Source organism: Streptomyces sp. NBC_00414 (assembly GCF_036038375.1).
Taxonomy (GTDB): domain Bacteria; phylum Actinomycetota; class Actinomycetes; order Streptomycetales; family Streptomycetaceae; genus Streptomyces.
On the sequence record NZ_CP107935.1, the window covers coordinates 4,217,200 to 4,244,014 of the forward strand.

Genomic DNA, 26,815 nt, shown 5'->3' on the forward strand with positions numbered 1-26,815 from the left:
TCTCTATCGGCCCGGGCCGCCGGAGTCCGGTATCGGCAGCGGGCGCTTCTCGATCGCCGCCGCCATCACCTCCGGGAAGAGGTCGGGCGTACAGGCGAACGCCGGTGCACCCAGGCCCGCCAGCGCCGCCGCGTGATCACGGTCGTACGCCGGGGCCCCCTCGTCGGACAGCGCGAGCAGCGTCACGAACTGCACCCCCGACGCCTTCATCGCGGCGACCCGCTTCAGCATCTCGTTCCGGATGCCCCCTTCGTAGAGGTCGCTGATGAGCACGACCACGGTGTCGGCGGGGCGCGTGATCTGTGACTGGCAGTACGCGAGCGCCCTGTTGATGTCCGTGCCGCCGCCGAGCTGCGTGCCGAAGAGGACGTCGACCGGGTCGTCGAGCTGGTCGGTGAGGTCGACGACGGCCGTGTCGAAGACGACGAGCCGGGTGTCGATGGACCGCATAGAGGCCAGCACCGCGCCGAACACCGACGCGTACACGACCGACGCCGCCATCGAGCCCGACTGGTCGATGCAGAGGACGACCTCCTTCTTCACCGACTGCGAGGCACGTCCGTAACCGATCAGCCGCTCGGGCACGATCGTGCGGTACTCGGGCAGATAGTGCTTGAGGTTGGCCGCGATCGTGCGGTTCCAGTCGATGTCGTGGTGGCGCGGCCGGTTGATACGCGCACTGCGGTCGAGCGCCCCCGTGAGAGTCGCCCGAGTACGCGTCGCGAGTCGCTTCTCCAGATCCTGAACCACCTTGCGTACGACAGCTCGTGCCGTTTCCTTGGTCGTCTCGGGCATGGCCTTGTTCAGCGACAGCAGGGTGCCGACCAGGTGGACGTCGGCCTCCACGGCCTCCAGCATCTCCGGCTCCAGGAGCAGGGCGGACAGACCGAGGCGGTCGATGGCGTCCCGCTGCATGACCTGGACGACGGAGGACGGGAAGTACGTGCGGATGTCCCCCAGCCACCGGGCGACGGCCGGCGCGGACGCCCCGAGCCCCGCCGAACGCTCCTGCCCCGCCCGCGCCCTGCCGCCCTTCCCGTTCCCGTACAGCGCGTCGAGCGTCCCGTCCATCGCGGCGTCCCGCCCGGTGAGCGTGCAGCCCGTGCCGTCCGCGTCCTCCCCGCCCAGCACGAGCCGCCAGCGCCGGAGCCGCTCGTCGGTGGCACCGGCCTGGTCGCCCACACCGGCCGTTTCGGCGTTCACGGCATCCGTACTCATCGGCCCACCCCCGCAAGGTCGTTGTCCACGTCTGCCTCGTCCAGCCCCAGCAGCAGGCGCAGCACCGGAAGTACGGCGTCCGCGCGGTCCTCGTCGAGGTCGGGTGCGAAACCGGGTGTCCCGGAGACGGTGTCCGCGACGCTCCCGCGCGGACCCGGGCCACGCCGGACCAGCTCGCCGAGGGTGCGGCGCACCCCGGGCTCGTACGCCGAGAACGTGCGCCGCAGCAGCGGCAGTACGTCGGTGAAGGCGTCCCCCGGCACTCCGGTCAGCCAGGAGTCGACCAACGCGAGCAGGCGCTCGTCGTGCACGAGCAGCATGCCGCCGCCCGAGCCCCCTCCGACGAATCCCTCGATCCACGCCGCCGCGTCCCCTGGCGCGGTCCCCGGTGACAGGACGAGGCCCATGAGCCGCGCCGCCTCCTCCTGCCCCAACTCCCCGTCGTCCAGCAGCAGCCGCACAGCCCGGCCCCGGACGACACCCGGAACGGTGTCCCGCGCGCAGAGCGTGCCCAGCACGGAGTGCCACCGGCCGCGTATGCCGGCACGGGAGTCGCCCGCGCCTCCCCCGGTCCCAGCGGCTCCCTCGGCCCTCTCGGTCTCCTCGGCCCGCTCGGTCCCCTCGGCCAGGAGTCCGACCGCGCCGTGCACCGCGTCGACGTGCCCTCGCATCTCCTCGGCGGCCTCGGTGTCGAGAGCGGCGCATGCCGGGGGCAGCCCGACGAAGACCCGCTCCGCGAGTCCGGCGGCGACCTCGGCCAGGGCCTGGGTGCCCGTGCCCCGTACGTCGCCGTAGCGGAGGGAGCGGACGAGGGCGGGCAGCGCCTGGGCGAGGTGGCCGACGTCGGTGTCCAGGGCGGCCCGGTCGGCGAGGATCCGCATCACCACGGGGAGGGCGTCCGGGAGTTCGGCGAGGAGGCAGCGCTCGGCGAGACCGGTGACGTCGGCCAGCGACCGGGCGCCGACGGCGTCCGACTCGGCCTTCGCGGTCGCGGCGGCGATCACGGTCGTACCCCACACGCCCGCCTCGGCGACCCGTACCGCCAGCTCCGGTTCCCAGCGCAGCCGCCAGGTCTCCCGGAACGTACCAGTGCTGCCGCGCGACGCGACCGGCTCTCCCCAGCCGACGCCGAGGAGGCGCAGCCGGTGCAGCAGCCTGCTGCGTCCGCCGTCGGTCTCCTTGCGCAGATCGAGCTCCAGCTCCCTCTCCTGTGCCTCCGGCTTGAGCCGCAGCCGCCGCTGGAGCCGGGCGAGGTCGCGCTGGAGCGGGACCGCGGGCGCCGCCGCCGGTACCTCGCCCAGGACGTCGCCGACGACGAGCCGGTCGTGCACGAGCGCTAGCGGTACGTCCGAGCCCTCGCACATCACGGCCCGTACGGCGTCGGTGGTCTCGGTGAGGCCCGGCAGGGGGCGGCCCCGCATCGCCGCGAGCGTGTCGGCGAGCCGCACCGCCTCGATGACGTGCGCGGAGGAGACGGGCCGGTCCTCGTCCCGCAGCAGCCTGGCCACCTTCGTCATCCAGCGCTCTATGGGGCGGTCGGCCGCGGCGAACAGATGCCCGTACCAGCCGGGCGAGTCGATGCCCGCGCCGTAACCACTCATGCGGGAGAGCCGCCGGTGGGTCCAGGGCACCCAGGTCATGTCGGCCTTCACCTTGGGCAGTCCCTTGAGCAGGGCCCGGTCGGCGGCGACGGTGGTCCGCTGCCGCAGCGCGGGCACGTGCCAGGCGCCGCACACCACGGCCACGTCGTCCCCGAACTCCCGCTGGGCCGCCCGCACCTGGAGCCGCATGTAGGCCTCGCGCACGAGGTCCCGCTCGTGTCCCCCCGCTCCGTAGACCTCCCGCAGCGCCTCCATGGCCTCGCCGAGCACCTCGAACGGTGCGAACGCGTCCCCTCCCCGCACCCCCCGGTGCTCGATCACGTCCTCCCACCACCGCTCGGGGTCGTCGTACCCGGCGGTCTCGGCGAGCACGGCGAGCGGGTCGATCCGCACGGCCTCGGCGGGTTCGGAAAGAAACCCGTCCGGCTCCCCCTCGCCCTCCCCCGCCCCTTCCTTCACCCGCACCTCTTCCTTTTCCTCCTCCCGCTCCCCTTCCTCGCGTCCCCAGGCGAGTGTGTGCGTGGCCGGGAGGTCGATGAAGCGGGCCGGCACCTCGTGTTCCAGAGCCCAGCGGATGGCCACCCACTCCGGTGAGAACTCGGCGAGCGGCCAGAACGCCGACCGCCCCGGCTCGTCCACGACGTGGGCGAGGAGCGCGACGGGCGGCCGCATGTCCTCGTCGGCGGCGAGCGCGATCAACGCGTCGGCCTCCGGCGGCCCTTCGAGGAGCACCACGCGCGGGCCCGCCGCGTCGAGTGCCGCCCGAACCGCCCGCGCCGAGCCGGGCCCGTGGTGACGCACCCCGAGCAGCAGGGGCCCGGGCGTCCTGCGGACCTCGGCCGCGCTCCCCGCGGCCCGCCCGCTCACGCGCTCACCTCCCGGCACGCCCGGTAGAAGTCCTTCCAGCCGTCACGCTCGCGGACGACCGCCTCCAGATACTCCTGCCAGATGACACGGTCGGCCGCCGGATCGCGGACGACGGCGCCGAGGATGCCCGCCGCCACGTCGCCCGCGCGCAGGACGCCGTCCCCGAAGTGGGCCGCCAGGGCGAGTCCGCTGGTGACGACGGAGATCGCCTCGGCGGTGGACAGCGTGCCGCTGGGCGACTTGAGCTTCGTACGGCCGTCGGCGGTGACGCCGTCGCGCAGCTCGCGGAAGACGGTGACGACGCGGCGGATCTCGTCGATGCCGTCGGGCACGGCGGGCAGGTCCAGGGAGCGGCCGATCTGGTCGACGCGGCGCGAGACGATGTCGACCTCGGCGTCGGCGCTCTCCGGCAGCGGCAGCACCACCGTGTTGAAGCGGCGGCGCAGGGCGCTCGACAGGTCGTTCACCCCGCGGTCGCGGTCGTTGGCCGTCGCGATGAGGTTGAAGCCCCGCACGGCCTGCACCTCCGAGCCCAGCTCCGGTATGGGCAGGTTCTTCTCCGACAGGATCGTGATGAGCGTGTCCTGTACGTCGGCGGGGATGCGGGTCAGCTCCTCGACCCGGGCCGTCATGCCCTCCGCCATCGCCCGCATGACCGGGCTGGGCACCAGGGCGTCCCGGCTCGGGCCGTGCGCGAGCAGTTGCGCGTAGTTCCAGCCGTAGCGGATCGCCTCCTCCGGTGTGCCGGCCGTGCCCTGCACGAGGAGGGTGGAGTCACCGCTGACCGCCGCGGCCAGATGCTCGGACACCCATGTCTTCGCCGTACCCGGTACGCCGAGCAGGAGCAGCGCCCGGTCGGTGGCGAGCGTGGTCACGGCGACCTCGACGATGCGGCGCGGTCCCACGTACTTCGGCGTGATCACCGTGCCGTCCGGCAGCGTGCCGCCCAGCAGGTACGTCGCGACGGCCCACGGTGACATCCGCCAGCGGGCGGGGCGCGGGCGGTCGTCCTGCGCGGCCAGCGCGGCGAGCTCGGCGGCGAACGCGTCCTCGGCGTGTGGCCGCAGCTCCTCGCCCTTGTCCGGCGCGGACACGACCGCGGACGTACGCGCGCCTTCGGACCCGGCTCCGCCCCCGCTCGTGGGCGCGGGGCCGGACTGGTGGTGGTTCGGGTCGACGGATGTCGGGTCGACGGACACGGACATGGAGCGGTCCCCCTTGCGGCTCGGCCGGTTCGGATCTGGTTCCACCGTGCACCACGCCACTGACAATCGGCTCTGACCTGCATAAACGCCTCCATCACAGGCGATTGTCAGTGGTGGGATCTACCTTCGGACGCATGACTCAGCAGGGGGTGCGCTGGACCGCGGATCAGGTGCTGGCACTGGCGCCTGACACCGCGTCACGCAAGGCGGGCAGCAAGCTCGGCGCGGCCGGGCCGTGGTCCGAGGCGGGCAGTTCCGACGAGGGGGCGGTATGGGGACTGTGCAGGGGAAGCGGCAGCAAGCCGTACCGGACGGTGATCGACATCGCGGACTCCACCGGGCCCGCGTACAAGTGCAGTTGCCCGAGCCGCAAGTTCCCGTGCAAGCACGCGCTGGGGCTGCTGCTGCTCTGGTCCGGCGAGGACGGCGCGGTGCCGCGGGGGCAGGTGCCGGACTGGGCGAACGAGTGGATCGAGGGCAGGCGCAAGCGCGCGGACGACAAGCGGGCGGAGGGCGCGGCCGGTTCGTCGCCCGCGGCTGATCCGGAGGCGGCACGGCGCAGGGCCGAGCGGCGCGCCGAGTGGATCACCACGGGGGCGTCGGAGCTGGAGCAGCGGCTGACCGATCTGCTGCGGGGCGGTCTGGCCTCGGCGGAACAGGCGGGGTACGGGCTGTGGGAGGAGACGGCGGCCCGCATGGTCGACGCGCAGGCACCGGGACTGGCGGCGCGGGTGCGCGAGTTGGGTGCCATACCGTCGTCCGGGCCCGGCTGGCCGGTGCGGTTGCTGGAGGAGTGCGCGCTGCTGCACCTCCTCGACCAGGGGTGGCTGCGCCGTGCCGCGCTGCCCGAGGGGCTGGCCGCGACGGTCCGTTCCCGGATCGGGCTGCCCGGCTCGGCGGACGGCCCGCCGGTGCGCGACCGGTGGCTGGTGCTGGCCCAGTACGACACCGCGGACAGCCGCCTCACGACCCGCCGTGTCTGGCTGCACGGGGCCGAGTCGGGGCGCACGGCCCTGCTTCTCTCGTACGGGGCGGCCGGGCGCGCGCCGGAGCTGTCGTTGCCCGTCGGGCTGACGCTGGACGCGGAGGTGTCCGCGTATCCGGGTGCGGGGCAGTTGCGGGGGGCGCTGGGCGAGCGGTTCGCCGCTCCGGCGCCCACGGGGTTCCGGCCGCCCGGGGTGGACGTGGCGCGGGCCGTGGCCCGGTACGGCGAGGCGCTCCGGGACGACCCGTGGCTGGAGTCACGACCCGTGACGCTCGCCCGCGTCGTACCGACTCCGGACGGCGACGACTGGCAGCTGGCGGACGCCGACGGAGAGCTCGCCCTGCCTCTCACCCCGGCCGCCAGGTCCCGCTCCGGCCTGTGGCGCCTGGTCGCCCTCTCCGGGGGCGCTCCGGTGACGGTCTTCGGAGAGTGCGGCCACCGCGGCTTCTCCCCTCTCACGGCCTGGCCGGAAGGCCCGGGCGAGGCGGTGACCCTGTGCTGACGGCACCGCGCTCCGGCCTTCTCACCGCCCCGTGGAAGGGGCGCCCATGACGAAAGGGACGCTCATGCCCAGTACCCCCGCTCCCACAGGGGCGCCCGCCGGAAGCCACTGGGAGGAGCTCGTGACCGTGGCCCTGCTGGGGACCACACGGCGTACGCCGCCGGGAGTCACGGCCGGGCGCGACGCACCGACGGCGCTGCTGGACGCGGCGGCGATGGAGACCGTACGGCGCCGGGCCGGGATGCGGCCGGGGCGGGCGGCGGCCCGGGTCGAACCCGCGGCGGAGGACTCTCGTCCCGCGCTGCCGCCGGCGGCGGCACGCCGGCTGACGATGCTGCTCGCCGACCGGCCGGGGGCGGGGAGCGGGGGCCGCAGGGGGACGGCTCCCGATCTCATGGAGCTGCTCCCGCAGTGGCTCGCGACGGCCAACCGGCACGGTTACGCGGCTCCTCCGCAGGCGCTGCCCGCTCTGCTGGACGCGGCTCGGGGGCGTACGGACATCCGGCCTGCGGTGCTGGCGTTCGCGGGGCCGCGCGCCCTGTGGCTGGCCCGGCTGAACACGGACTGGCGGTTCGCGCTGCGGGCGGCGCCGGGCGGCGGGGCGGTGCTGCCCGGGCCCGAGGAGCCCGAGCGGATACGCGCCCTGTGGGAGGAGGGGCTGTTCGCCGAGCGGGTGGCGCTCCTGGCGGCGGTCCGGGCGCGGGACGCGGCGGCCGCGCGGGACCTGCTCGCCACGACGTGGGCGTCGGAGCGTGCCGAGGACCGGCTGATGTTCCTCGACTCGTTGCGGACGGGACTGGGTGCGGCGGACGAGCCCTTCCTGGAGGGGGCGTTGGCCGACCGGAGCCGCAATGTGCGGGCCACCGCGGCCGAGTTGCTGTCCGCGCTGCCCGGCTCGGCGCTCGCCGGGCGGATGGCGGAGCGGGCGGGGTCCTGCGTCGCGATCGACCACACGCGCGGGACGCCGACGATAGCGGTGGAGGCGCCGCACGAGTGCGATCCCGGCATGGAGCGGGACGGTGTGGTCTCCAAGGCTCCGGCCGGCCGGGGGGAACGGTCCTGGTGGCTGGGCCAGTTGGTGGAGTCGGCGCCGCTCGGCACCTGGTCGCGGCGGCTCGGCGGGCGCACGCCGGAGGAGATCGTGGCGCTCCCCGTGGCCGACGACTGGCGGGACGAGTTGCATGCCGCGTGGTGCCGGGCGGCGGTGCGGCAGGGGGACCCTTCCTGGTCCAGAGCGCTGCTGGGGACGTCGGCGGCGCCGGAGGCGGGCGGGCCTGGAGCGGTGTCCCTCGCCGAGCGGGCGAAGCTGCTCGGCACCCTGGGGGCCGGGGAGCGGGCCGAGTGGGTGGCGGGGTTCATAGCCGTGCACGGGCTGTCGGAGGCGTTCCAGCTGCTCGGGGTGTGCGCGGTGCCCTGGGCCGGCCCGTTGGGGCGGGCGGTGGTGGACGCGCTCAACATCGCGCGGGACGCGGGGAGTTATCCATGGAGTTTCAGCGGGGTCATGGGACTGGCCGAACGCTGTCTGGACCCGGCGGAGGCCGTCCGTCTCGAAGCGCTCACAGCCGTCCCCGACGAATCGGAGAACGCGGCGCCGGGCGCCGGAGGCTACTGGGCCGAATCCTTCCAGCGCCTGGTCACCACACTGCGCCTACGCGCGGCAATCCAGACAGAACTAACCGAACCGTGACCCCGCCCGCCACGACCGCCCGGCCCCGGCTGCCGAACGCCCTCCGCACCGACCCGCCCACCCAGGGGCGCGAGGAACTGCGCGACCAGCCCCCACGGGCCCGCACCCACCCACACACCCCAAGCACCCCGACCGATCCGCCCACTCAAACCCCCATCGCCCAGGGCGCGAGGAGCTGCGCGACCAGCCACAACCGACCCGCTCCCACCCACTCGCACGAACCGCCCCCACCCCCCGCCAACCCGGCGGAGCCCTACGCGGGCTGTCGGACGTTGGCCCGTACCCACTCCACGACATCCGTCACCGCGGCCCCGGGCGGGAAGATCTCGGCAACCCCGTCCGCCTTGAGCGCCGCGACGTCGGCCGGGGGGATCACCCCGCCGCCGAACACCTTGATGTCCTCGGCGTCGCGCTCCCGCAGGAGCGAGACGACCGCGGTGAACAGCGTGCTGTGCGCGCCGGACGGGACGGTCAGACCGATCGCGTCGGCGTCCTCCTGGATCGCCGTGGCCACGACGTGCTCGGGGCTCCGGTGAAGGCCCGCGTAGATGACCTCCATACCCGCGTCCCGCAGCGCCCGCGCCACGGCCTGAGCCCCGCGACCGGGTCCGTCGGGCCCCGGTTCGGCCACCACCACGCGGATCGGACCGGCTGCCACACCCATCACTGCCTCCATGAACCGACTGCACCGACCGCACCGACCGCACCGACCGCACCGACCTGCGGAGATCCGTTCCGCGAAGATCCGTTCACCAGAGACCCGTTCCGCGAGGATCCGTTTCGACCGGCGCCCATCTCGGACATGCCCGGCACAGCCGCTCCGCCCCGCACGGGCCGGAGAAGTGAACGAGCGTTATTGCCAGCATCCCGTACCCGGCAGTTTCGCGGTGGAGGGCGAGGGGGAAATCACACGGTGGGACAAGTTCGCAGCGCATCGATCCCGCACACCGCGACACACGGTTCGCACCCGGGACGAACGCAAGGGAAACCGCTACGAGGTCTCCGTACCTCCGCGCCGTCAGCCGCGCGACGGGGTGGTGCGGCGCATCGGCGATCGCACGACGACGGGCACCCCGTCGCTCCACCGGTGTCACCCACACCGCACGTGCACCGTCGCCGTCCTCACCCATCGGCTTCCCACGAGGGCACACGGGGGACAGAGGGTTCCTGCCGTGCGCCGACGGGAGGTCGGCCATGAAGGTCACCAGGGCACTGCTGCCCCTTATTCCACTCTGCCAGCGCCTGCTCCCCACCAGGCTGGCCGGGCTCTCACTGACCTTGCTGAAGGCGACGGCCCTGGAGATCGCGATCCTCGCCGGCCATCTCGTCCTCTACCCCTCCGGCATCGCCCCGGAGCGCCGCCGGTCCCCGATCCCCACGCAATCCCTGGCCGACCTGCCCGACCCGGACCTCTGTACGGACAGCACCGCCGACGCCGCCCGGCTGCCCGCCCCGGACAAGCCCCCTGTCGTCCTGCTGCACGGCTTCATAGACAACCGCTCGGTCTTCGTGCTCCTGCGCCGTTCCCTGGCCCAGCACGGCCGGCAGCAGATCGAGTCGCTCAACTACTCGCCGCTGACCTGCGACATACGGACCGCGGCCGAGCTGCTCGGCCGGCACATCGAGGAGATCTGCGAGCGCACCGGCCGTCAGGAGGTGGACATCGTCGGGCACAGTCTCGGTGGACTGATCGCGCGCTATTACGTGCAGCGCCTCGGCGGTGACGTCCGCGTCCGGACTCTGGTCACTCTGGGCACACCGCACTCGGGCACCCGCGTCGTGCCGCTGATGAACGCGCACCCGATCATCCGGCAGATGCGCCCGGGCTCCGGCGTACTTGAGGAGCTGCGCAAGCCCGCCCCGCACTGCCGTACGCGGTTCGTGAGTTTCTGGAGCGACCTCGACCAGCTGATGGACCCGCTGGAGACGGCGTGCGTCGAGCACCCGGATCTGCTCGTGCAGAACGTACGGGTGAGCGGAATCGGACATCTCGCCCTGCCGGTGCACCCGGCGGTCGCGGCCGGCATACGCCAGGCCCTGGACGCCGAGGAGGAAACCGCCCGCGCCGCCGCTCACACCGGCGGACTGACAGTGGCGTGACCAGGGGCCCGGCCGAGGCGATCCGGACGGAGACGCTCGGCCGAGGAGACACAGCCGGAAGGGCACAGCCGGGGCCTGACCGGAAAGGCCCAACCGGAATCGGACGTCCGGCGGCGATCCGTCCCGAACCGGGGCAACGGGGAGCGGCCGCAAACTCCTTGAGCGGAAGCCGGGTTCGGCTTCCCAGGCGACTTTTCTTCGAACGTTCATCGAACGCAAGGCCAAAGCTCTGCCCATCCTCCGCCGAAAGGCGGCCGAATGCCCGTTTCCTGAGAGGAGGAAACCTGCCGAAGATTGTCGCGCCCGCATACCGCCGGGTACAGTCGCCGCACTGCTCTGCCAGCCCCTGTTGTCGAGGCGAAAGAGAAGTTGGTGAACGACCGTCACCCGTCGGGGACCGTAACTCCCCCGGCTCCGGCTCCCGAAGCCGCCTCGGCGCATTACGCGTCCCATGGCCAGCAGGGAGTCCAGTACGGCGACTTCACCATGTACGACGGATATCCCGCCACCGGTTTCGACCCTGCCGCCACCGGCTCGTACGGCACGACGGGCGGCTACGACACGACAGGCGCCTACGCGGCGGCCACGTTCGACACCGACCCCCTCTTCGGCGATCTGCCCGGCAACGGAAGCGGAACCGACGGAAGCGGCGGCGGAACGGGTTCGTACGGCACCACGACCGGGGCATCACCCAGCGGTAACTGGAACGATTCCACCGGCGGGCAGCAGACGCTGAACTACGACCCGTACGCGGCCCAGCACCACGCCGCCTACGAGACCGGCAGCTACGACACGAGCGGTGTCTGGCCGGAAGCCGGTTATCAGCAGCTCGGCGAGATCCCGACGCAGGCCGCGGGCCCCGACGGCACCGGGCAGTGGGACGCGAACGCCTGGCAGCAGGCCGGGCAGGCCGAACCCACCCAGCAGTGGACGGCGCCCACCTTCGAGACGGGCACGTACGACGCCACGGCGTGGAACTCGGACGGCGGCGAGCAGCCCCAGCCCCACACCCAGCTTCACCCGCAGGCGCAACACGAGTCGTACGACCAGCACGATCCCTACGACCAACACGAGTCGTACGACCGGCAGGACGCGTACGACCGGCGTGAAGCGTTCCACCAGCAGGCCACCGCCACGTTCGAGCAGGTTCCTTTCGAGGAACGGGTCACCGCGCAGAGCGAGTTCAAACACTCCGGCCGTACGGATGATGTCGATGCCCTCGCCGACGCGGATCCCGACTCTCACGCTCGCACCCACGATCACCCCGACGACGAGCCCGACCTGCTCGACGGCGTGGAGGAGATCACTCCCGCCGCCGCGCCGGGGTCCCGTGCCGCGTCCCGCGCGGCGGGCCGTTCCGCTTCCCGGTCGCGCCGCCGCCCGCCGCCCAAGCGTTCCGCGCTGCTGACGATCGCCGTGCCGTCGGCGTGTGTGATGGGTGTCGCCGGCATCGCCGCCGCGTCCGTGACCGGTGGCGACGGCGGAGACGATGTCCAGACGACGGCCGCCGCACCCGATGCGAGCGCCGTGAAGCCGTCGGCCGCGAACAACAAGCTGGACGCCCAGCTCGAAAGCCTCTCCGCGGACGCGGACGACTTCGCGGACCGGGCGAGCCGCACGCAGGAACGTATCGACTTGAAGGCCGAGCAGGCCGCCGAGAAGCAGAAGGCGGCGGCCGACGCGGCCCGCAAGGAGCGACTGCGGCCGAAGTTCGCGCTGCCGGTCGCGCGGCACGGGCTCAGCGCCTACTACGGCCAGGCCGGCGTCAACTGGATGTCCGTGCACACCGGTATCGACTTCCCCGTCTCGTACGGCACGACGGTGATGGCCGCGACGGACGGCACCGTCCGCACGCAGTGGAACAGTGCCTACGGGAACATGATCGTCCTGACGGCCAAGGACGGCACGGAGACCTGGTACTGCCACCTCTCCACGTACAAGGTCGCCTCGGGGACGGTCGTGAAGGCCGGCGACCCGATCGCGTACTCCGGCAACTCCGGCAACTCCACCGGCCCGCACCTCCACTTCGAGGTCCGCCCCGGCGGCGGTTCGGCGATCGACCCGCTCCCGTGGCTGCGCAGCCACGGAATCGACCCCACCTAGCCGGACCGCGAACGTCCGACGGCACACGGCCGTCGGACCGGCGGAGCCGCCCGATCGACGGCCCTGCCCGACTCCGCCGCCTGCTCAGGCGCTTCCGCCCGCTCCGGCTTCCGCCCGCTACAGCTTCTCCACCGGCGCGTACCGCAGCAGCAGGCGCTTCGGCTTCTCTCCGCCGAAGTCGACCGTCGCCTCCGAGTTCGCCCCCGTGCCCTTCACTCCGACCACCGTGCCGAGGCCGAACTGGTCGTGGGTGACCCGGTCTCCGACAGCCAGCGACACCACGGGCTTCTCCGCGGAACCACGCCGCGTCGCGAAGCCGGACGCGCCCGAGGCCGCCGAACGGGAGCGGGAGGAGGACAAGGAGGCCGCCACACCGCCGACCGGGCCGGAGGCCACCGCTCCCATGGAGCCCGTGCGCTTCCAGTCCAGATGCGCGTCCGGGATCTCCTCAAGGAATCGGGACGGCGGGTTGTACGAGGGCTGCCCCCACGCGCTGCGCATCGACGCCCGCGTCAGATACAGCCGTTCACGCGCGCGGGTGATGCCGACGTACGCGAGCCGGCGCTCCTCCTCCAGCTCCTTGGTCTGGCCGAGGGCGCGCATGTGCGGGAAGACGCCGTCCTCCATACCGGTCAGGAAGACGACCGGGAATTCGAGGCCCTTGGCGGTGTGCAGGGTCATGAGGGTGATGACTCCGGAGCCGTCCTCGTCCTCGTCGGGGATCTGGTCGGAGTCGGCGACCAGGGCCACCCGCTCCAGGAACGCGGCGAGCCCGGTCGGCGTACCGCCCTCGGCCTCTCCTTCTCCCTCGGCCTCTCCCTCATTCGCACCGGCATCCGCACCCGCGACGACGCCCGCGCCACCGGCCGCCTCCTGCTCGAACTCCAGCGCCACGGAGGCGAGTTCCTGGAGGTTCTCGATGCGGGTCTCGTCCTGCGGGTCGGTGGAGGCCTGCAACTCGGCGAGATAGCCGGTGCGTTCGAGGATCGCCTCCACGACGGTCGCCGGTCCGGCGCCGGACTCGACGATCGTACGGAGGTCCTCCATCAGCGTGTTGAACCGCTTGACGGCGTTGGTCGAGCGGGCCGCCATGCCGTACGCCTCGTCGACGCGGCGCAGCGCCTGCGGGAAGCTGATCTTCTCGCGCTGGGAGAGCGCGTCGATCATCGCCTCGGCGCGGTCGCCGATACCGCGCTTGGGCACGTTCAGGATGCGGCGCAGCGGTACGGAGTCCTCGGGGTTCGCGAGCACCCGCAGGTACGCGAGGACGTCCCGGACCTCCTTGCGCTCGTAGAAGCGGACGCCGCCGACGACCTTGTAGGGCAGGCCGACCCGGATGAAGATCTCTTCGAAGACACGGGACTGGGCGTTCGTGCGGTAGAAGACGGCGACGTCGCCGGCCTTCGCGTCGCCCGCGTCGGTGAGACGGTCTATCTCCTCGGCGACGAACTGCGCCTCGTCGTGCTCGGTGTCGGCGACATAGCCCGTGATGCGCGCGCCCGCGCCCGCGTTCGTCCACAGGTTCTTCGGGCGGCGCGATTCGTTGCGCTCGATGACCGCGTTGGCGGCGGTCAGGATCGTCTGCGTGGAGCGGTAGTTCTGCTCCAGCAGGATCGTCGTCGCGTTCGGGTAGTCCTCCTCGAACTGGAGGATGTTGCGGATGGTCGCGCCGCGGAAGGCGTAGATCGACTGGTCGGCGTCACCGACGACGCACAGCTCGGCCGGCGGGAGGTCGCCCTCCGACGGCGGCACGTCCTCGGGGTGCGCCACGGGGTCCGTGGCGCTGCCGACGAGCTCCCTGACGAGGGAGTACTGCGCGTGGTTCGTGTCCTGGTACTCGTCCACAAGGACGTGGCGGAAGCGGCGGCGGTAGTGCTCGGCGACGTCCGGGAAGGCACGCAGGAGGTTGACCGTCGTCATGATCAGGTCGTCGAAGTCGAGCGCGTTCGCCTCGCGCAGCCGCGACTGGTACATCGCGTAGGCCTGGGCGGCGGTCTTCTCGAAGCCGTCGGAGGCCTGGGCGGCGAAGTCCTCCTCGTCGATCAGCTCGTTCTTCAGGTTCGAGATCTTGGCGCTGAAGGACTTCGGCGGGAAGCGCTTGGGGTCGAGGTCCAGGTCACGGCAGACCAGGGCCATGAGGCGCTTGCTGTCGGCGGCGTCGTAGATCGAGAAGGACGACGTGAAGCCGAGCTTCTTGCTCTCTCGGCGCAGGATCCGCACGCAGGCGCTGTGGAAGGTCATCACCCACATCGCGTTCGCCCGCGGGCCCACGAGCTGCTCGACGCGCTCCTTCATCTCGCCCGCGGCCTTGTTCGTGAAGGTGATCGCGAGGATCTCGCCGGGGTGCACCTTGCGCTCGCCCAGCAGGTGCGCGATGCGGTGGGTGAGCACCCGGGTCTTGCCGGAGCCGGCGCCGGCCACGATGAGCAGGGGTGAGCCGTGGTGGACCACCGCCGCGCGCTGGTTCTCGTTCAGCCCGTCCAGGAGCGCGGCCGGGTCCACGAGCGGCCGGGGGGCGCCGTCGCGGTAGAACCCGTCCCTGCTCGGAGGCACGTCGAAGCGCCCGCCGAACAGGTCGTCCGGAGCGTGGTCCGGCTCCTCGTCGTCGGGCGGCGGCGGGGGCTCGTCCTCATGGGCCGGAGGGGGCTGGAGGTCCGCCAGGAAGCTGTCATCAAAGAGGCTGCTCATCGCTCTCCGAGTCTAGGCGCCCCCACTGACACCCCGCCGCCACCCCGGAAACTCGGCGGAATCCGTCCCGGACGACCAGCGGGCAGACCTTCACCCACAATGACGGCCCCGCCACTTTCCGCGACTGCCCGACCGTCCGCCCACCCGACCGTCCGGCCACCCGGCCGACAGGGAACTTCGCCTCGTACATGAGCACCCGGCGGGTGACGTACGTATAACCCGGACGAGACAGGCCGGACACCCCGTCGACAGCCCGTACGCATTGCCCGGATCACCCGGATCACGAGAATCACCCGGATCACCTGGACGCTCGCCCCGCCCCGACAGGTCTGGCCGATTGGCGACCAACCCCTCCAACCACGCGGAGGCGCGTGGAGTTCGCCACTCCACGACACGGCCGCCCCACCCCTGCACCACTCGGGACAACTCGCTGCAGATCGCAATCAATTGACCTCGGCGAGCAGGATTCGAGGCCCAGGTCACGAAAATGTATCGGGCATATCGCACATCAAACTTCACAGGTGCCACACGAATTGGCTAACTTTCGAGTAGCCCGCTCGACCCGCACCGGCGAACAACGCCGGGCCGAGCGGACTCCGCCGAATCCGGCCTGCCCTCGTGGCCTCCGGAACCGGGGACCCAACCGATCCTGGGGTGAATCGGTCCTGCTTCCTCACGGGACGAAGGACCGTAGGGCAAACCTTCCGAAGCACTCGCCCGAACCCGACAGCTAACTCGGTAGGCGGATGACGGAAGGAGACGCCTTCGTGGCGCCACACCGCAAGTCGCGGCCCCCCACCATGGGCGTACGGACGCCGGCCCTCGCCACCGCGGCTCTGACCTCGGTGGCCCTGCTCTCCCAGACGGCGGACGCCTCGCCTGCCGCGGAGCCCAGGCCGAGCACGGAGGAAGTCCAGAAGAAGGTCGACGACCTCTACCAGCAGGCGGGTACGGCCACCGAGAAGTACAACGCGGCCAAGGAGAAGACCGCCAAGCAGCGCAAGCGCGTCGTCACGCTCCTCGACGACGTGGCGCAGCGCGCGGAGAAGCTCAACAGCGCGCGCGAGGCACTCGGGACGTTCGCCACCGCGCAGTACCGCACGGGAGCCTCGGCCCCCGACTCGGCCTCCCTCCTCCTCGCGGACAACCCGCAGGACTACTTCGACCAGACCCAGCTGATGAACCGGCTGACCGCCCGCCAGAAGCAGGCCGTCGACGACTACGTCGCACAGCGGGCCGGCGCGTCGGAGAAGCGGCAGGAGGCGTCCGAGGGCCTGGAGGCGCTCACCACGACGCAGAGCACGCTGAAGACATCCAAGGCGGACGTCCAGCGGAAGCTCGCCGAGGCGCGCGAACTCCTTTCGAAGCTGACCGCCGAGGAGAAGGCCCGCCTCGCCGAGACCGAGCGGAAGAAGCAGGCCGAGGCCCGGCGCAAGGCGGACGAGCTGGCGCGGCAGCAGGCGGCCGACGCGGAGCGCCGCCGCAAGGAGACGGCGGCGCAGGGCACGGGAACCGCCACGGGTACGGGGACGGGTACGGGGACGGGAAGCACGCCGGGCTCCGACTCCACCTCCGGCACCAAGGCGGCCAAAGCGCTCGCCTTCGCCCGCGCCCAGATCGGCAAGCCGTACGTCTGGGGCGCGAGCGGCCCCGGTTCGTACGACTGCTCCGGTCTGACCCAGGCCGCCTGGAAGGCCGCCGGGGTGACCCTTCCGCGCACCACGTGGGACCAGGTCGAGACCGGCACGACGGTCTCCGTGGACAGTGCCCAGCCCGGCGACCTCGTCTTCTTCTACGACGACATCAGCCACGTCGGCATCTACGTCGGCGACGGCATGATGATCCACGCCCCGAAGCCGGGCGCGTACGTCCGCGAGGAGTCGATCTACTACATGCCGATCCACAGCGTGGTGCGGCCGGGCTAGGCGCCCACCCGCATCCGGACGGGGTACGGCACGTGTGTGCCGTACCCCGTCCGCGTTCCGGGGCGGCCCCCGGGCCGGGCCCATAGCACCGTCGCGCGCGCCGCTCCCCCACAACGCGCCCATCGGTCACCCCACCACGCCAAGTCGGTGGCAGCGGGCCCGGATCACGGTCGTACCCGGTCAGCTCATGGCCGAGTGGCACCACTTCCGTACATGCCGTTACCACCGGCGCGTCGCGAGGTTTAGCGTCCTTCCCCAGGTGACCGGCTCCCCACCACAACCGCCCGGGCCAGGGCGGCAGTCGGCACCACCGCCCGAAGTCCGGCGGCGGTCCGCTCCCCCTGTGCGGGCCGCCGCCGGACGTGCAACCAGCCCCTGGAACCGCCGCCGGGGCGCACCAGCGCCCCGGCGGCCGTACGGAAGGAACGTGGAACGCACGTGGCAGCGCACCGCAAGCCCAGACAGCGCTCACTCGGCGGCGGTACGGCCCGCACCGCCTTCACCATCGCCCTCGCGGGCGCGGCGAGTGCGACCGGGTTCGACGGGACGGGGGTGGCCGCACCCGATCTGACGCCGGCCCAGGTGAAGGCGAAGGTCGACAAGCTCTACCAGGAGGCGGAGGTCGCCACCGAGAAGTACAACGGTGCGAAGGAGAGGTCCACGAAGGCCACCGACCGGCTCGGCACGCTGCAGGACGAGGCGGCGCGCAAGACGGCACGGCTCAACTCCGAGCGGGACGCGCTCGGTTCGCTGGCGACGGCGCAGTACCGGGGCGGGGGCATCGATCCCTCGCTGGCGCTGATGCTCTCCTCGGACCCCGATCAGTACCTGGACGGCGCCGCGTTCGCCGAGCGGGCCGGCGACCGGCAGGCCTCTTCGGTCTCCCGTGTACGCACACAGCTGCGCGACATCGATCAGTTGCGCGGCGCCGCGCACATCGAACTCACCTCGCTGAAGGCGCGGCAGGCGGATCTGAAGCGGCACAAGAAGACGGTCACCGGCAAGCTCGGCGAGGCGCGCCGGCTGCTGTCACGGCTGTCGGACGAGGAACGGGCCCGCATCGGCGCGGACGACCCGGACACCGCACGCGCCTCGCGCTCCGGTACGGCCCCCCGCGGCCTCGGTGCGGGCTCATCCACGACCGCCCCCGACTCCCGGGCGGCAGCGGCGGTCTCGTACGCCTACGGGAAGCTCGGCAGCCCGTACGTGTGGGGTGCCACAGGGCCCGACGCCTTCGACTGCTCGGGGCTGATGCAGGCCGCGTACCGCTCCGCGGGCATCTCGCTGCCCCGCACGACGTACGCGCAGATCAACGCGGGCCAACGCGTCTCCCGGTCCCAGCTCCAGCCCGGTGACCTGGTGTTCTTCTACTCGGGCATCAGCCACGTGGGGATGTACGTGGGCAACGGGCAGATGGTGCACGCCCCCAACCCGTCGGCGCCGGTACGGGTGGCCCCGATCGACGAGATGCCGTTCGCCGGGGCCACGCGGGTGGCGTGAGACCCCGACAGCGCGTACGCCACCGTCGGGCGCCGTCGACCGCCCGGCCCGGCTCCAGCACACGACGGGCGGGGACGCCCCGGCCCACGGCGCCCTAGACCAGCCTTCGCGCCGTCGCCCACCGTGTCAGCTCATGGCGGTTGGAGAGCTGGAGCTTCCTCAGGACCGCCGAGACATGGGACTCGACCGTCTTGACGGAGATGAAGAGCTGCTTGGCGATCTCCTTGTACGCGTACCCGCGGGCGATGAGGCGCAGGACCTCCCGCTCGCGCTGGGTGAGGCGGTCGAGGTCCTCGTCGACGGGCGGGGCGTCCGTGGAGGCGAAGGCGTCGAGGACGAAGCCGGCCAGGCGGGGCGAGAAGACGGCGTCGCCGTCCTGGACACGGAAGACGGAGTCGACGAGATCCGTGCCGGTGATCGTCTTCGTCACATAGCCTCGGGCACCGCCGCGGATCACACCGATGACGTCCTCCGCCGCGTCCGACACGGACAGCGCGAGGAACCGGACCGGCTGCTCGGGGTCGGCCATCAACGGCGAGCAGCGGCGCAGGACTTCGACCCCGCCGCCGCCGGGGAGGTGGACGTCGAGGAGGACGACCTCGGGGCGGGTCGCCGTGATGACCGTGACCGCCTGGTCGACGTCCGCGGCCTCGCCGACCACCTCGACGCCGGTCCGCTCGGTCTGCCCGATCTCCGCCTGGACTCCGGTACGGAACATGCGGTGGTCGTCGACGAGCACCACGCGCACCCGCCGCCCGGGCGCGGAACCGGCCGGGTCCCCGGCCGAGTTCGTGTCCGGCGCACCGGCGCCCGCACCGGCCGCGCCGCCGTTCGGCCCGACCGATCCGGCCGGGCCGGCCGCTCCGGTCGGTTCGTTCGCGTCGCTCATGTCTCCGCCCTCTCCATCTCCAGCTCGACCTCTGTGCCGCCGTCCGGCACCGCGCGCAGCCTGGCGGTACCGCCGTTGCGCTCCATGCGGCCGATGATCGATTCTCTGACGCCCATGCGGTCGGCGGGTATCGAGTCCAGATCGAATCCGGGACCGCGGTCCCGGACCGACACGAAGACGGTCCTTCCCTCGACCTCGGCGAAGACCTGTACCGCGCCGCCCTCGCCACCGTACTTGGCCGCGTTCACCATGGCTTCCCTCGCGGCCTGCATCTGGGCCCCGGTCCTGTCGTCGAGAGGGCAGTCGCCGACGACCACGACCTCGATGGGAACCCCGTGCTTGTCCTCGACCTCCGCCGCGCTGCGCTTGACGGCCTCGGCGAGGGTGTCGGGCTCCTCCGCCTCGTCCTTGCCGGTGCCCTCCGGTTTGTAGAGCCAGTTGCGCAGGTCACGCTCCTGGGCGCGGGCGAGGCGTCGGACCTCGCTCGCGTTCTCCGCGTTGCGCTGTATCAGCGTGAGGGTGTGCAGCACCGAGTCGTGGACGTGCGCGGCGACCTCGGCCCGCTCCTGGGCGCGGATGCGCATCAGGCGCTCCTCGGAGAGGTCCTGCGTCATGCGCACGAGATACGGACCGGCCAGCAGCGCTATCCCGACGAGGACGGCGAGCGCGGCCTGCAGGACCGAACCGAGGTGGGCGGCGGAGCCCTGCAGGACGAATATCCCGGAGACTCCCGCGGCGACGAGCAGGACACCGGCCGCGGAGCGGAGCAGGGTGATCGTGCGCTTGCGGCGGCCGACCTCCATCCAGCGGGCCCGTCGCGCGTTGTCCGCCTGGCGCCAGACCAGGGCCACGCCCGCGCCGACGAGGACGGTGGGCCAGAGGTAGGCCTTGGCGCCGCCGCTCAGATCCACGTTCCCCACGAAGATCAGGGCCACCACGACCATCGCGAGCAGCGCGACGATCTGGCCCTTGTCGGGCTTGCGGGCCACGAGCCTGCGGCGGCCGTCGGGGGCGGTCTCGGTGGCGAGGGCGGGGGGCCTCTCGGCGTCCACGCCGCCGACTCCGAGAGGGACGAAGAACCAGAACGCCGCGTACAGCAGGGCGCCCAGGCCGTCCGACATGAACAGGCCCGCGAAGATCAGCCGCAGCCAGATCACGGGCAGGCCGAGATGCCCGGCGAGCCCCCGCGCCACGCCCCCGAGCCAGCGTCCGTCGCTGCTGCGGTAGAGCTTGCGCGGAGGCCGCGGGTCCTCGACGGTCAGGGCTGCGGCGTCCGGCATGCCATCGATGTTCACATGCCGGGCCCCGCCGGGCATCAGGGTCGACCCCCGAGACTCCCCTGATCTTCGAACCCGGCCCCGAACGGCATGAGGGTCGCGCCGGGGTGGATTTCAGGGTTCGGCCAGGGTCGTTCCGACTGCCGCCGGGCCGTCTCGGCCGTCACCATGGACGTATGAGCGATCAGCAGCACGCCTCGGCGCATCCGGGACCCGGGCCGGACCCCGGCCCCGGTCCTGGCCCGGGCCCGAGCGCGGGCCAAGACCCGGGTGCCGGGCCGCGGGACTCCGTGCCCGCGGCGGACTCCGTGCCCCCGGCGGACGCCCCGGCGCCCGCCGCCGGTGAGGAGCCGCGTGCGCCCGGGGGAAGGAGCGCGCACGAGGACCCGCTGACGCCCGAGGAGCCGGTGGCGCCCGAGGTCCCGCGCGGGTTCCGGCGCGACCGGCGGCACAAACTGCTGGGCGGTGTGTGCGCGGGGCTCGGGCGGCAGTGCGACATGGACCCGGTGATCTTCCGGATCGTGCTCGCGGTGCTCTCCGCGATCGGCGGCCTCGGCCTGATCTTCTACGGCTTCGCCTGGCTCTTCGTCGCGTACGACGACGACGAGGAGAACGAGGTGCGCAAGCTCCTCACCGGCCGCGTCGACGGCCAGGCGCTGGCGGGCGTGCTGTTCGCCCTGGTCGGCTGCGGTGTGTTCCTCTCCATGCTGAACAACGCGAGCGTGCTCACCTTCGCGGCGACGCTCTCGCTGCTCCTCGCGGGCGCCGGCTACTGGTCGCGGCAGCGCACCGACGTCCCCGACCCGTCCCCCAGCTCCCGGGTGCGCCCGGGCCGGGGAAGCCCCATCGCCGCGCAGGCCGTCGCCGACGCTCCGCCCGAGGCGCAGGCACCGCCCGTGCCCGCCGCCTTCCCCTCCTGGTGGCGGGAGCCCATCGTCAAGGACGGGACGTACGAGGGCGGCACGGGCTATCTGTGGGGCCCCAAGGGCACACGGGACCGGGACATCGCGGCGGCGATCACCATCGCGCAGGGCGGCGGCACCGACCGGGGCATACCGACGCGGGACGCCAAGCCGCGCGGCCCCAGCGGGATCGGTGGCCGGGTGTTCCTGCTCGCCTTCCTCGCGGGCGCGATCGGTACGCGCCTGACCTGGGACGAGCGGACGTTCGGCGCCAGCCTGCAGACCGGGCTGGCCTGTGCGCTCGCCGTGTTCGGCCTGGGCATAGCGGTCAGCTCGTTCCGTGGGCGTACGGGAGCGGGGACGATCTTCCTCGCGATCGTCACGGCGGGGCTGCTGGCGTGCTCGGCGGTGCTGCCGAAGGACATCACCACCCACTGGGAGCGAGTGGACTGGTCGCCGGCCACGGTGGCCGCCGTACAGGAGCAGTACGACCTCGGCACGGGCGTCGGCACGCTCGATCTCAGCCGGATCGACCTCGGCAGGGGCCGGACCGTGACGACGAACGCCGAGGTGGGCATGGGCCGGCTCAAGGTCGTCGTACCGAAGGACGCGACGGTGCGGCTGACCGTCGAAGTGGGCGTCGGCGACATCCAGTTGCCCGGTGACGACAAGCAGGACGTGGACGTGGCTCCCGGCAAGCACAAGGAACTGACACTCACGCCCGCGGACGGGAGCAAGGACGGCGGCACGCTCGACCTCACTCTCGAAGTCGGCGTCGGACAGGCGGAGATGGCCCGTGCTGCGTCATGAATTCAAGCCGGGGCGGCTGGTGGCGGGCTTCTTCCTCACCCTCACGGGCGGCGTCTACGCCGGTGACGCGGGCGGCCTCTGGGAGACCCCGTGGTTCGCGGTGATCCCCCTCGTCACGGGAGGTCTGTGCCTGGCGGCTGTGACGGGCAGCGTGTCCCACGGGATTCGGCGGCGCCACCGGCGCCGCGCGGTGCCCGCACACGACGGCACGGGCACCTCGGGCTGAGCACTGCCCCCACCCGGCTCGGGACCGGGCGGGTCGGTGACCTGCCCGGTAGGCGACGGGGGCCGGTGGCCTGTCCAGCAGGCGCGGCCGGTGCCTGCCCGGTGGGCGAAGCCGGGGCCCGCCCGCCTAGTAGGCGCCCGTCCTGCGCCTTCGGCGGGACCGGAGCATCGCGTCCACCGAGAACACGCCCGCTCCGGCGAGTACGAGGGGCAGCCAGGCCATCAGGTAGGGGAGGTCGTTGCCGTAGTAGTACGGGTCCGCGGCCCAGCTCATCGTGAGCCAGAGGCTGAGGGAGATCAGCGCCCCGCCGAACGCGGCGAGGCGGGCCAGCAGGCCGATCAGGGTGCCGATGCCCACCGCCAGCTCGCCGAAGGCGATGGCGTAGCCGAAGCCGACGGGGTTCTTGAGGGAGAGGTCGATGAGGGCGGGAATGGCCGACGAGTCACGGACCGCGCGCATCATGTCGCCGATCGAGCCCGCCCCGGAGTCGGACATGAACGCGCTGTCGGTGAGTTTGTCGATCCCCGCGTAGATGAAGGTGACGCCGAGGAAGACACGCAGGGGCAGCAGGGCGTACCGCGTGGCGGTGTCCCGCCAGTCGCCACCGCCGCCGTCGTCCGCGTATCCGGAGTGCGTGTCCATCCGCATGCCGTGAGCCATGAGCCCTCCGCCACCTCTCAACCGCCGAACGGTTCACCCCTCAACAAGACAATACGTACGGCGGCCGGTCCTCGCTCAAGGGCGGACCCACAAATTTTCACCACGTCCACCCGAACATCCCCTTTGATCCCCTGAAGGGCGGGAATTCCCTGCGTGCACGCGGTCCCGCGGGGAGGGGCCGGTCGGGTGGTCGTCCGGCGCGGAGGCCGGAGGCGGCCGTCAGTCCGTCACGTCGATCTCCACACGGTTCGTCTCCACACCCGCCGCGGTGACGACCTGTACCTCCACCCGCCCCGGCTCCACGTCCGCGGGCACCGGCACGGTGAGCACCGCGTCGGAGGGGTTGCTGAAACCGCCCGGCACCGGAACCAGCGGCACGTGCACGTGCACCGCGCCGATCCGCACCACCATCCGCGACAGCCGGTCCGCGCTCTGCGCGCCGGGCGGCACGAATCCGGCGCCCCGGATCTCGATGTCGTCGCCGGTCCTGATCGGCGCGTCCAGGTCGCCGGCCTCGCGCGAGCGGACGACCGAGAGGATCACCGGCCGGCCGCCCTCGGCGTACTTCGCGGCGACATAGGTGGCGGCCGAGATCAGAACCACCACGGCGAGCCCCCACGGCAGGTCCGGGAGCTGTTCGGGCCGCCGGGCCAGCCGTACCGCGGCGAACACGAGGGCGACGGCGCCCAGTACGGCGTACTGCGTGTCCGCGAAGCTGCCGCGTCCGGAGTCGTCGGTCAGCAGGTCGGCGGCGCGGGGCCGGTCGGCCCGTACCTTCTGCAGCCGCTGTCCGAGGACCCGCAGCCCCACCACCCGGCGCACCAGGACGGCGATCGCGCACACGACGGCGAGGACGGTCACGATGCCCGCGCCCCGGGCGAGTTCGAGCCCGGCGATCAGGGAGTCCCGCTCGGCGTGCGAGGACGCGCCGGCCAGCCGTCCCGCCAGCACCAGGACCGCGTAGACGACGAACAGCACCCAGCCGCCGGCCACCACACGGGAGGTGGAGAGCCGGTTGTCCTCACCGATGACCGGTGCCAGCACTCCGCCGCGCGCCCGGTGGAACCACGAGGCCACGGTCAGCAGAGCGGCCACGACGACCGCCGCGAGCAGTCCCGCGGTGCGCGCGGACGTCCAGCCCGCCCCGATGGCGGTGAGCGTCTGCACCAGCAGCAGGACGACCACAAGAGCCCATACGGTCATGACGGTTCGCCGCCACACGAGGCCGAGCCAGACCTCCCCCTCGGCCCGGCCGCGTTCGGCGACGAGGTCCGCGGACTGGGTCAGCTCGTCCGACACCCACTGCCGCGAGGCCCCCGCCGAGTACGCGACCGCGGCCGGCAGCCCGTGTCCCGACGCCAGTTCGTCCCGCTTGGAGAGGAACGCGGCGACGGCCCGCCGATGGCCCTCGCGTGCCCCGTGCGGACAGTCCCCGCAGGCGCAGCCGCCCTCGTGCCCGCCCCGACCGTGACCCCGGCCGGGGTCGAGCCCCGTGCCCTGTCCAGCCTCCTGCACCGCCACGCCCGTTGCCGCCTTCCGCACCGCTCCGTCGAATATCCATCGGCCGTACACCCGCCCACCGCACAACTGCGCAGCCGCACAACTGCCTTGTGACGACAGCGCATTGTGCCGTACCGCACACCCCTCGCGTCCGCCAGGTCCGGTCAGCGCGGGTGAACCCTCCACCCCCGTGTTGACCCGGCTGCGAGAATTCCCGTATGGCCGAGATCATCCAGCGCGACGGGACCTGGGCCTTCGACGGCAGCACGGTCCGGATCACCCCGGGGCTGCACCGTTCCGTGCCGCTGTTCCGGCAGACGTACGGAGAGATCGCCGTGCCCCTCGAAGCGGTCGCGGGCGTCGTCTACGAGCCCGAACGCAAGCGCGGCCGGCTGCGTCTGAGACTCCGGGAGGGCGCCGACCCGCTCCTCCAGGCGACCGGGGGCCGGCTGCCCGACGCGGCGGACCCGTACCGGCTGTCCGTGGACATCGACCGTTCGGGCGTCGCGGAGTACGTCGCCGAGGAGATCCGGCACGCCCTGCTCATCGAACAGATCCCCAAGGAACCGGCAAAGGCGTATCTCCTGCCCGGCCCGCCCGTGCCCGTCTCGGTCCGCTCCAGCGACGGCACGGTCTCCTTCGACGGAGCCAGGGTCCGTATCGACTGGAGCGACACCTCGGACCGGGTGAAGCGCGCGACGGGCCCGCGCATCATCGGCCTGCCCGATCTCGTACAGGTGGAGTGGCTGCCCAACTCCGGTTACGAGGACGGCTTCCTGCGGTTCGTGACGCACGACTCGGTGTTCTCCAAGCTGCCGCCGGAGAAGGACCCGTTCGCCCTCGACCTGTGGGGCAGCGCGCGCCGCGACCTGCTCACGGCCCTCGTCGCCACCGCGGTCATGGCCCGCCTCCCGCACCCGTCCGTCCGGGCCGCCGAGCCGGCGCGCGGGGATCCGCCCCGCCTCCTGGCCGCCGTCCAGGACTCCGTGGCGTCGTCCCGGCCGCAGACACCCCAGGCATCCCCGACAGCCCCGCAGGACCTCCACGACGTACTCCTGCGCCGGCTGCGTGAGCTGGGCGAACTGCACCGCGACGGCGTGCTCACCGACGAGGAGTTCGCGACGACGAAGGCGGCCGTGCTCCGCGACTTCTAGCGAGGCGACCGCCGGTTGGGGTGAAACGGCTCTCGGCACGGCAGGTCTCATGAGCGAACCGCATCAGAACGGCGGGCCGTCAGGACAGCAGATCCGGCTCGCTGCGGCTGATGTCCTGCCACAGCGGCTGGTAGTTGATCCACGCCACCAGGTCTCCGCCGGTCTGTTCCCGTGTCGCGACCGCCTGTTTGTGGTCGATCAGCACCGGCCGCCCCGCCGCGCACGCGGTCAGCTGCACCTGGCAGGACCGTTCCATCGACAGGAACCACCAGGCCGCCGCGTCCACCGAGTCGCCGACCGTCAGCAGTCCGTGGTTGCGCAGCACGAGCGCCTTGAACGAGCCGAGCGCGGTGGCGATCCGCCGCCCCTCCTCGGCGTCCACGGCGACCCCCGAGTACGCGTCGTACAGCGCGTGGTCCTCGTAGAACGCGCAGCTCTCCTGGGTGATCGGGTCGAGGAGCTCGCCGAGCGCGGACAGCGCGCGCCCGTGCACCGAGTGGCAGTGGGCGACCGCGACGACGTCGGGCCGGGCCGCGTGCACCTGGGCGTGCACGGTGAACGCGGCCTGGTTCACGTGATAGCGGCCCTCCAGCACCTGCCCGTCCTCGTTGGCCATCACCAGATCGCCGACGGTGACATGCTTGAAGGGCATCCCGAACGGGTTGACCCAGAAGCAGTCGCTGTACTCCGGGTCCCGCGCGGTGATGTGGCCGGAGACCCCGTCCTCGAACCCGAGGCGCCCGAAGAGCCGCAGCGCGCCCGCGAGACGTTCCTTGCGGTGCCGGCGCTCGTCGTCGAGCGACTCGTGCATGGGCGGCATCGCGAACCGCAGTCTGTCGGTGGGAAGGGGCAGGGGCGGCGTGGGCCCGTGCATATGTCCTCCAGCCCTGAGGGGCGGACTCCGTACGTGTTTACGGGCGGGAAGTTACCGGCGGTCAGCGCAGGAGAACAGAGGTGTCGAAGAAGAGAGTGCACAACCGTTGTACGAGATCGCCGGTCTGCCTGACCGGAGCCGT

At 72.3% G+C, this 26,815-nt stretch carries 19 protein-coding genes and 1 riboswitch; of the genes, 9 read left to right on the top strand and 10 right to left on the bottom strand.

The genetic code is table 11. The features are described from left to right. Positions 1 to 3: 3 nt before the first annotated feature. From OHS59_RS18105 to OHS59_RS18115, 3 genes are read right to left on the bottom strand one after another with little or no spacing between them, the layout of a single operon-like run. Entirely contained in the window at positions 4 to 1,218 is a 1,215-nt protein-coding gene (locus tag OHS59_RS18105) for a VWA domain-containing protein (protein WP_328494442.1), read from the bottom strand. Next, the gene (locus OHS59_RS18110; RefSeq protein ID WP_328494443.1) at positions 1,215 to 3,686 is read right to left on the bottom strand and encodes a DUF5682 family protein; all 2,472 of its coding nucleotides are present in this window, start codon (positions 3,684 to 3,686) and stop codon (positions 1,215 to 1,217) included. Before OHS59_RS18110 ends, OHS59_RS18105 begins: the two co-directional genes overlap by 4 nt. Further along, positions 3,683 to 4,891, bottom strand: coding sequence for an ATP-binding protein (locus OHS59_RS18115; protein ID WP_328494444.1), 1,209 nt, complete (start codon positions 4,889 to 4,891; stop codon positions 3,683 to 3,685). The genes OHS59_RS18110 and OHS59_RS18115 overlap by 4 nt, the downstream gene beginning before the upstream one ends. 134 nt (positions 4,892 to 5,025) lie before the next feature. On the opposite strand from OHS59_RS18115, the gene OHS59_RS18120 reads away from it, so the two are divergent. Continuing rightward, positions 5,026 to 6,378 carry an SWIM zinc finger family protein gene (locus OHS59_RS18120; RefSeq protein ID WP_328494445.1) on the top strand — a complete coding sequence of 451 codons (1,353 nt, stop codon included), beginning with the start codon at positions 5,026 to 5,028 and terminating at the stop codon, positions 6,376 to 6,378. Between the two features lie 64 nt (positions 6,379 to 6,442). Further along, the gene (locus OHS59_RS18125; protein WP_328494446.1) at positions 6,443 to 8,065 is read left to right on the top strand and encodes a DUF5691 domain-containing protein; all 1,623 of its coding nucleotides are present in this window, start codon (positions 6,443 to 6,445) and stop codon (positions 8,063 to 8,065) included. A gap of 253 nt (positions 8,066 to 8,318) precedes the next feature. On the opposite strand, the gene OHS59_RS18130 is transcribed toward OHS59_RS18125, so the two are convergent. Then, entirely contained in the window at positions 8,319 to 8,729 is a 411-nt protein-coding gene (locus tag OHS59_RS18130; protein WP_328499256.1) for a cobalamin B12-binding domain-containing protein, read from the bottom strand. Positions 8,730 to 9,259: 530 nt separating this feature from the next. On the opposite strand from OHS59_RS18130, the gene OHS59_RS18135 reads away from it, so the two are divergent. Together OHS59_RS18135 and OHS59_RS18140 are read left to right on the top strand one after the other, a co-directional pair. Further along, a complete protein-coding gene (locus OHS59_RS18135; protein WP_328494447.1) occupies positions 9,260 to 10,165 on the top strand; it encodes a lipase family alpha/beta hydrolase in 906 nt (301 codons plus the stop codon). Between the two features lie 372 nt (positions 10,166 to 10,537). Further along, positions 10,538 to 12,268 (top strand): M23 family metallopeptidase, encoded by a 1,731-nt coding sequence (locus tag OHS59_RS18140; RefSeq protein ID WP_328494448.1) that lies wholly within the window; start codon positions 10,538 to 10,540, stop codon positions 12,266 to 12,268. Between the two features lie 117 nt (positions 12,269 to 12,385). On the opposite strand, the gene pcrA is transcribed toward OHS59_RS18140, so the two are convergent. Beyond that, on the bottom strand, positions 12,386 to 14,956 hold the full coding sequence (gene pcrA / locus OHS59_RS18145) for a DNA helicase PcrA (RefSeq protein WP_328494449.1): 2,571 nt from the start codon (positions 14,954 to 14,956) through the stop codon (positions 12,386 to 12,388). A gap of 587 nt (positions 14,957 to 15,543) precedes the next feature. After that, positions 15,544 to 15,716: riboswitch (cyclic di-AMP (ydaO/yuaA leader) on the top strand. Positions 15,717 to 15,723: 7 nt separating this feature from the next. On the opposite strand from pcrA, the gene OHS59_RS18150 reads away from it, so the two are divergent. Next, the gene (locus tag OHS59_RS18150) at positions 15,724 to 16,881 is read left to right on the top strand and encodes a C40 family peptidase (protein WP_328494450.1); all 1,158 of its coding nucleotides are present in this window, start codon (positions 15,724 to 15,726) and stop codon (positions 16,879 to 16,881) included. A gap of 438 nt (positions 16,882 to 17,319) precedes the next feature. Beyond that, positions 17,320 to 18,381 carry a C40 family peptidase gene (locus OHS59_RS18155; RefSeq protein ID WP_328494451.1) on the top strand — a complete coding sequence of 354 codons (1,062 nt, stop codon included), beginning with the start codon at positions 17,320 to 17,322 and terminating at the stop codon, positions 18,379 to 18,381. Between the two features lie 94 nt (positions 18,382 to 18,475). Here the strand turns inward: OHS59_RS18155 and OHS59_RS18160 are convergent, their stop codons facing one another. Both OHS59_RS18160 and OHS59_RS18165 read right to left on the bottom strand, forming a co-directional pair. After that, a complete protein-coding gene (locus OHS59_RS18160; RefSeq protein WP_328494452.1) occupies positions 18,476 to 19,270 on the bottom strand; it encodes a response regulator transcription factor in 795 nt (264 codons plus the stop codon). Continuing rightward, on the bottom strand, positions 19,267 to 20,550 hold the full coding sequence (locus OHS59_RS18165; protein WP_328494453.1) for a PspC domain-containing protein: 1,284 nt from the start codon (positions 20,548 to 20,550) through the stop codon (positions 19,267 to 19,269). The genes OHS59_RS18160 and OHS59_RS18165 overlap by 4 nt, the downstream gene beginning before the upstream one ends. A gap of 173 nt (positions 20,551 to 20,723) precedes the next feature. Between OHS59_RS18165 and OHS59_RS18170 the strand changes: the two genes are divergently transcribed. Together OHS59_RS18170 and OHS59_RS18175 are read left to right on the top strand one after the other, a co-directional pair. Then, a complete protein-coding gene (locus OHS59_RS18170; protein WP_328494454.1) occupies positions 20,724 to 22,259 on the top strand; it encodes a PspC domain-containing protein in 1,536 nt (511 codons plus the stop codon). Beyond that, positions 22,246 to 22,485 (top strand): hypothetical protein, encoded by a 240-nt coding sequence (locus OHS59_RS18175; protein ID WP_328494455.1) that lies wholly within the window; start codon positions 22,246 to 22,248, stop codon positions 22,483 to 22,485. Before OHS59_RS18170 ends, OHS59_RS18175 begins: the two co-directional genes overlap by 14 nt. Before the next feature lie 126 nt (positions 22,486 to 22,611). Here OHS59_RS18175 and OHS59_RS18180 read toward each other — a convergent pair whose 3' ends face one another. Both OHS59_RS18180 and OHS59_RS18185 read right to left on the bottom strand, forming a co-directional pair. Further along, a complete protein-coding gene (locus OHS59_RS18180) occupies positions 22,612 to 23,145 on the bottom strand; it encodes a DoxX family protein (protein ID WP_443061460.1) in 534 nt (177 codons plus the stop codon). A gap of 219 nt (positions 23,146 to 23,364) precedes the next feature. After that, on the bottom strand, positions 23,365 to 24,666 hold the full coding sequence (locus OHS59_RS18185) for a hypothetical protein (protein WP_328494456.1): 1,302 nt from the start codon (positions 24,664 to 24,666) through the stop codon (positions 23,365 to 23,367). Positions 24,667 to 24,863: 197 nt separating this feature from the next. Between OHS59_RS18185 and OHS59_RS18190 the strand changes: the two genes are divergently transcribed. Then, entirely contained in the window at positions 24,864 to 25,799 is a 936-nt protein-coding gene (locus OHS59_RS18190; protein ID WP_328494457.1) for a DUF4429 domain-containing protein, read from the top strand. 79 nt (positions 25,800 to 25,878) lie between these two features. Here OHS59_RS18190 and OHS59_RS18195 read toward each other — a convergent pair whose 3' ends face one another. Then, positions 25,879 to 26,673 carry a class II aldolase/adducin family protein gene (locus OHS59_RS18195; RefSeq protein ID WP_328494458.1) on the bottom strand — a complete coding sequence of 265 codons (795 nt, stop codon included), beginning with the start codon at positions 26,671 to 26,673 and terminating at the stop codon, positions 25,879 to 25,881. Positions 26,674 to 26,815 lie beyond the last annotated feature (142 nt).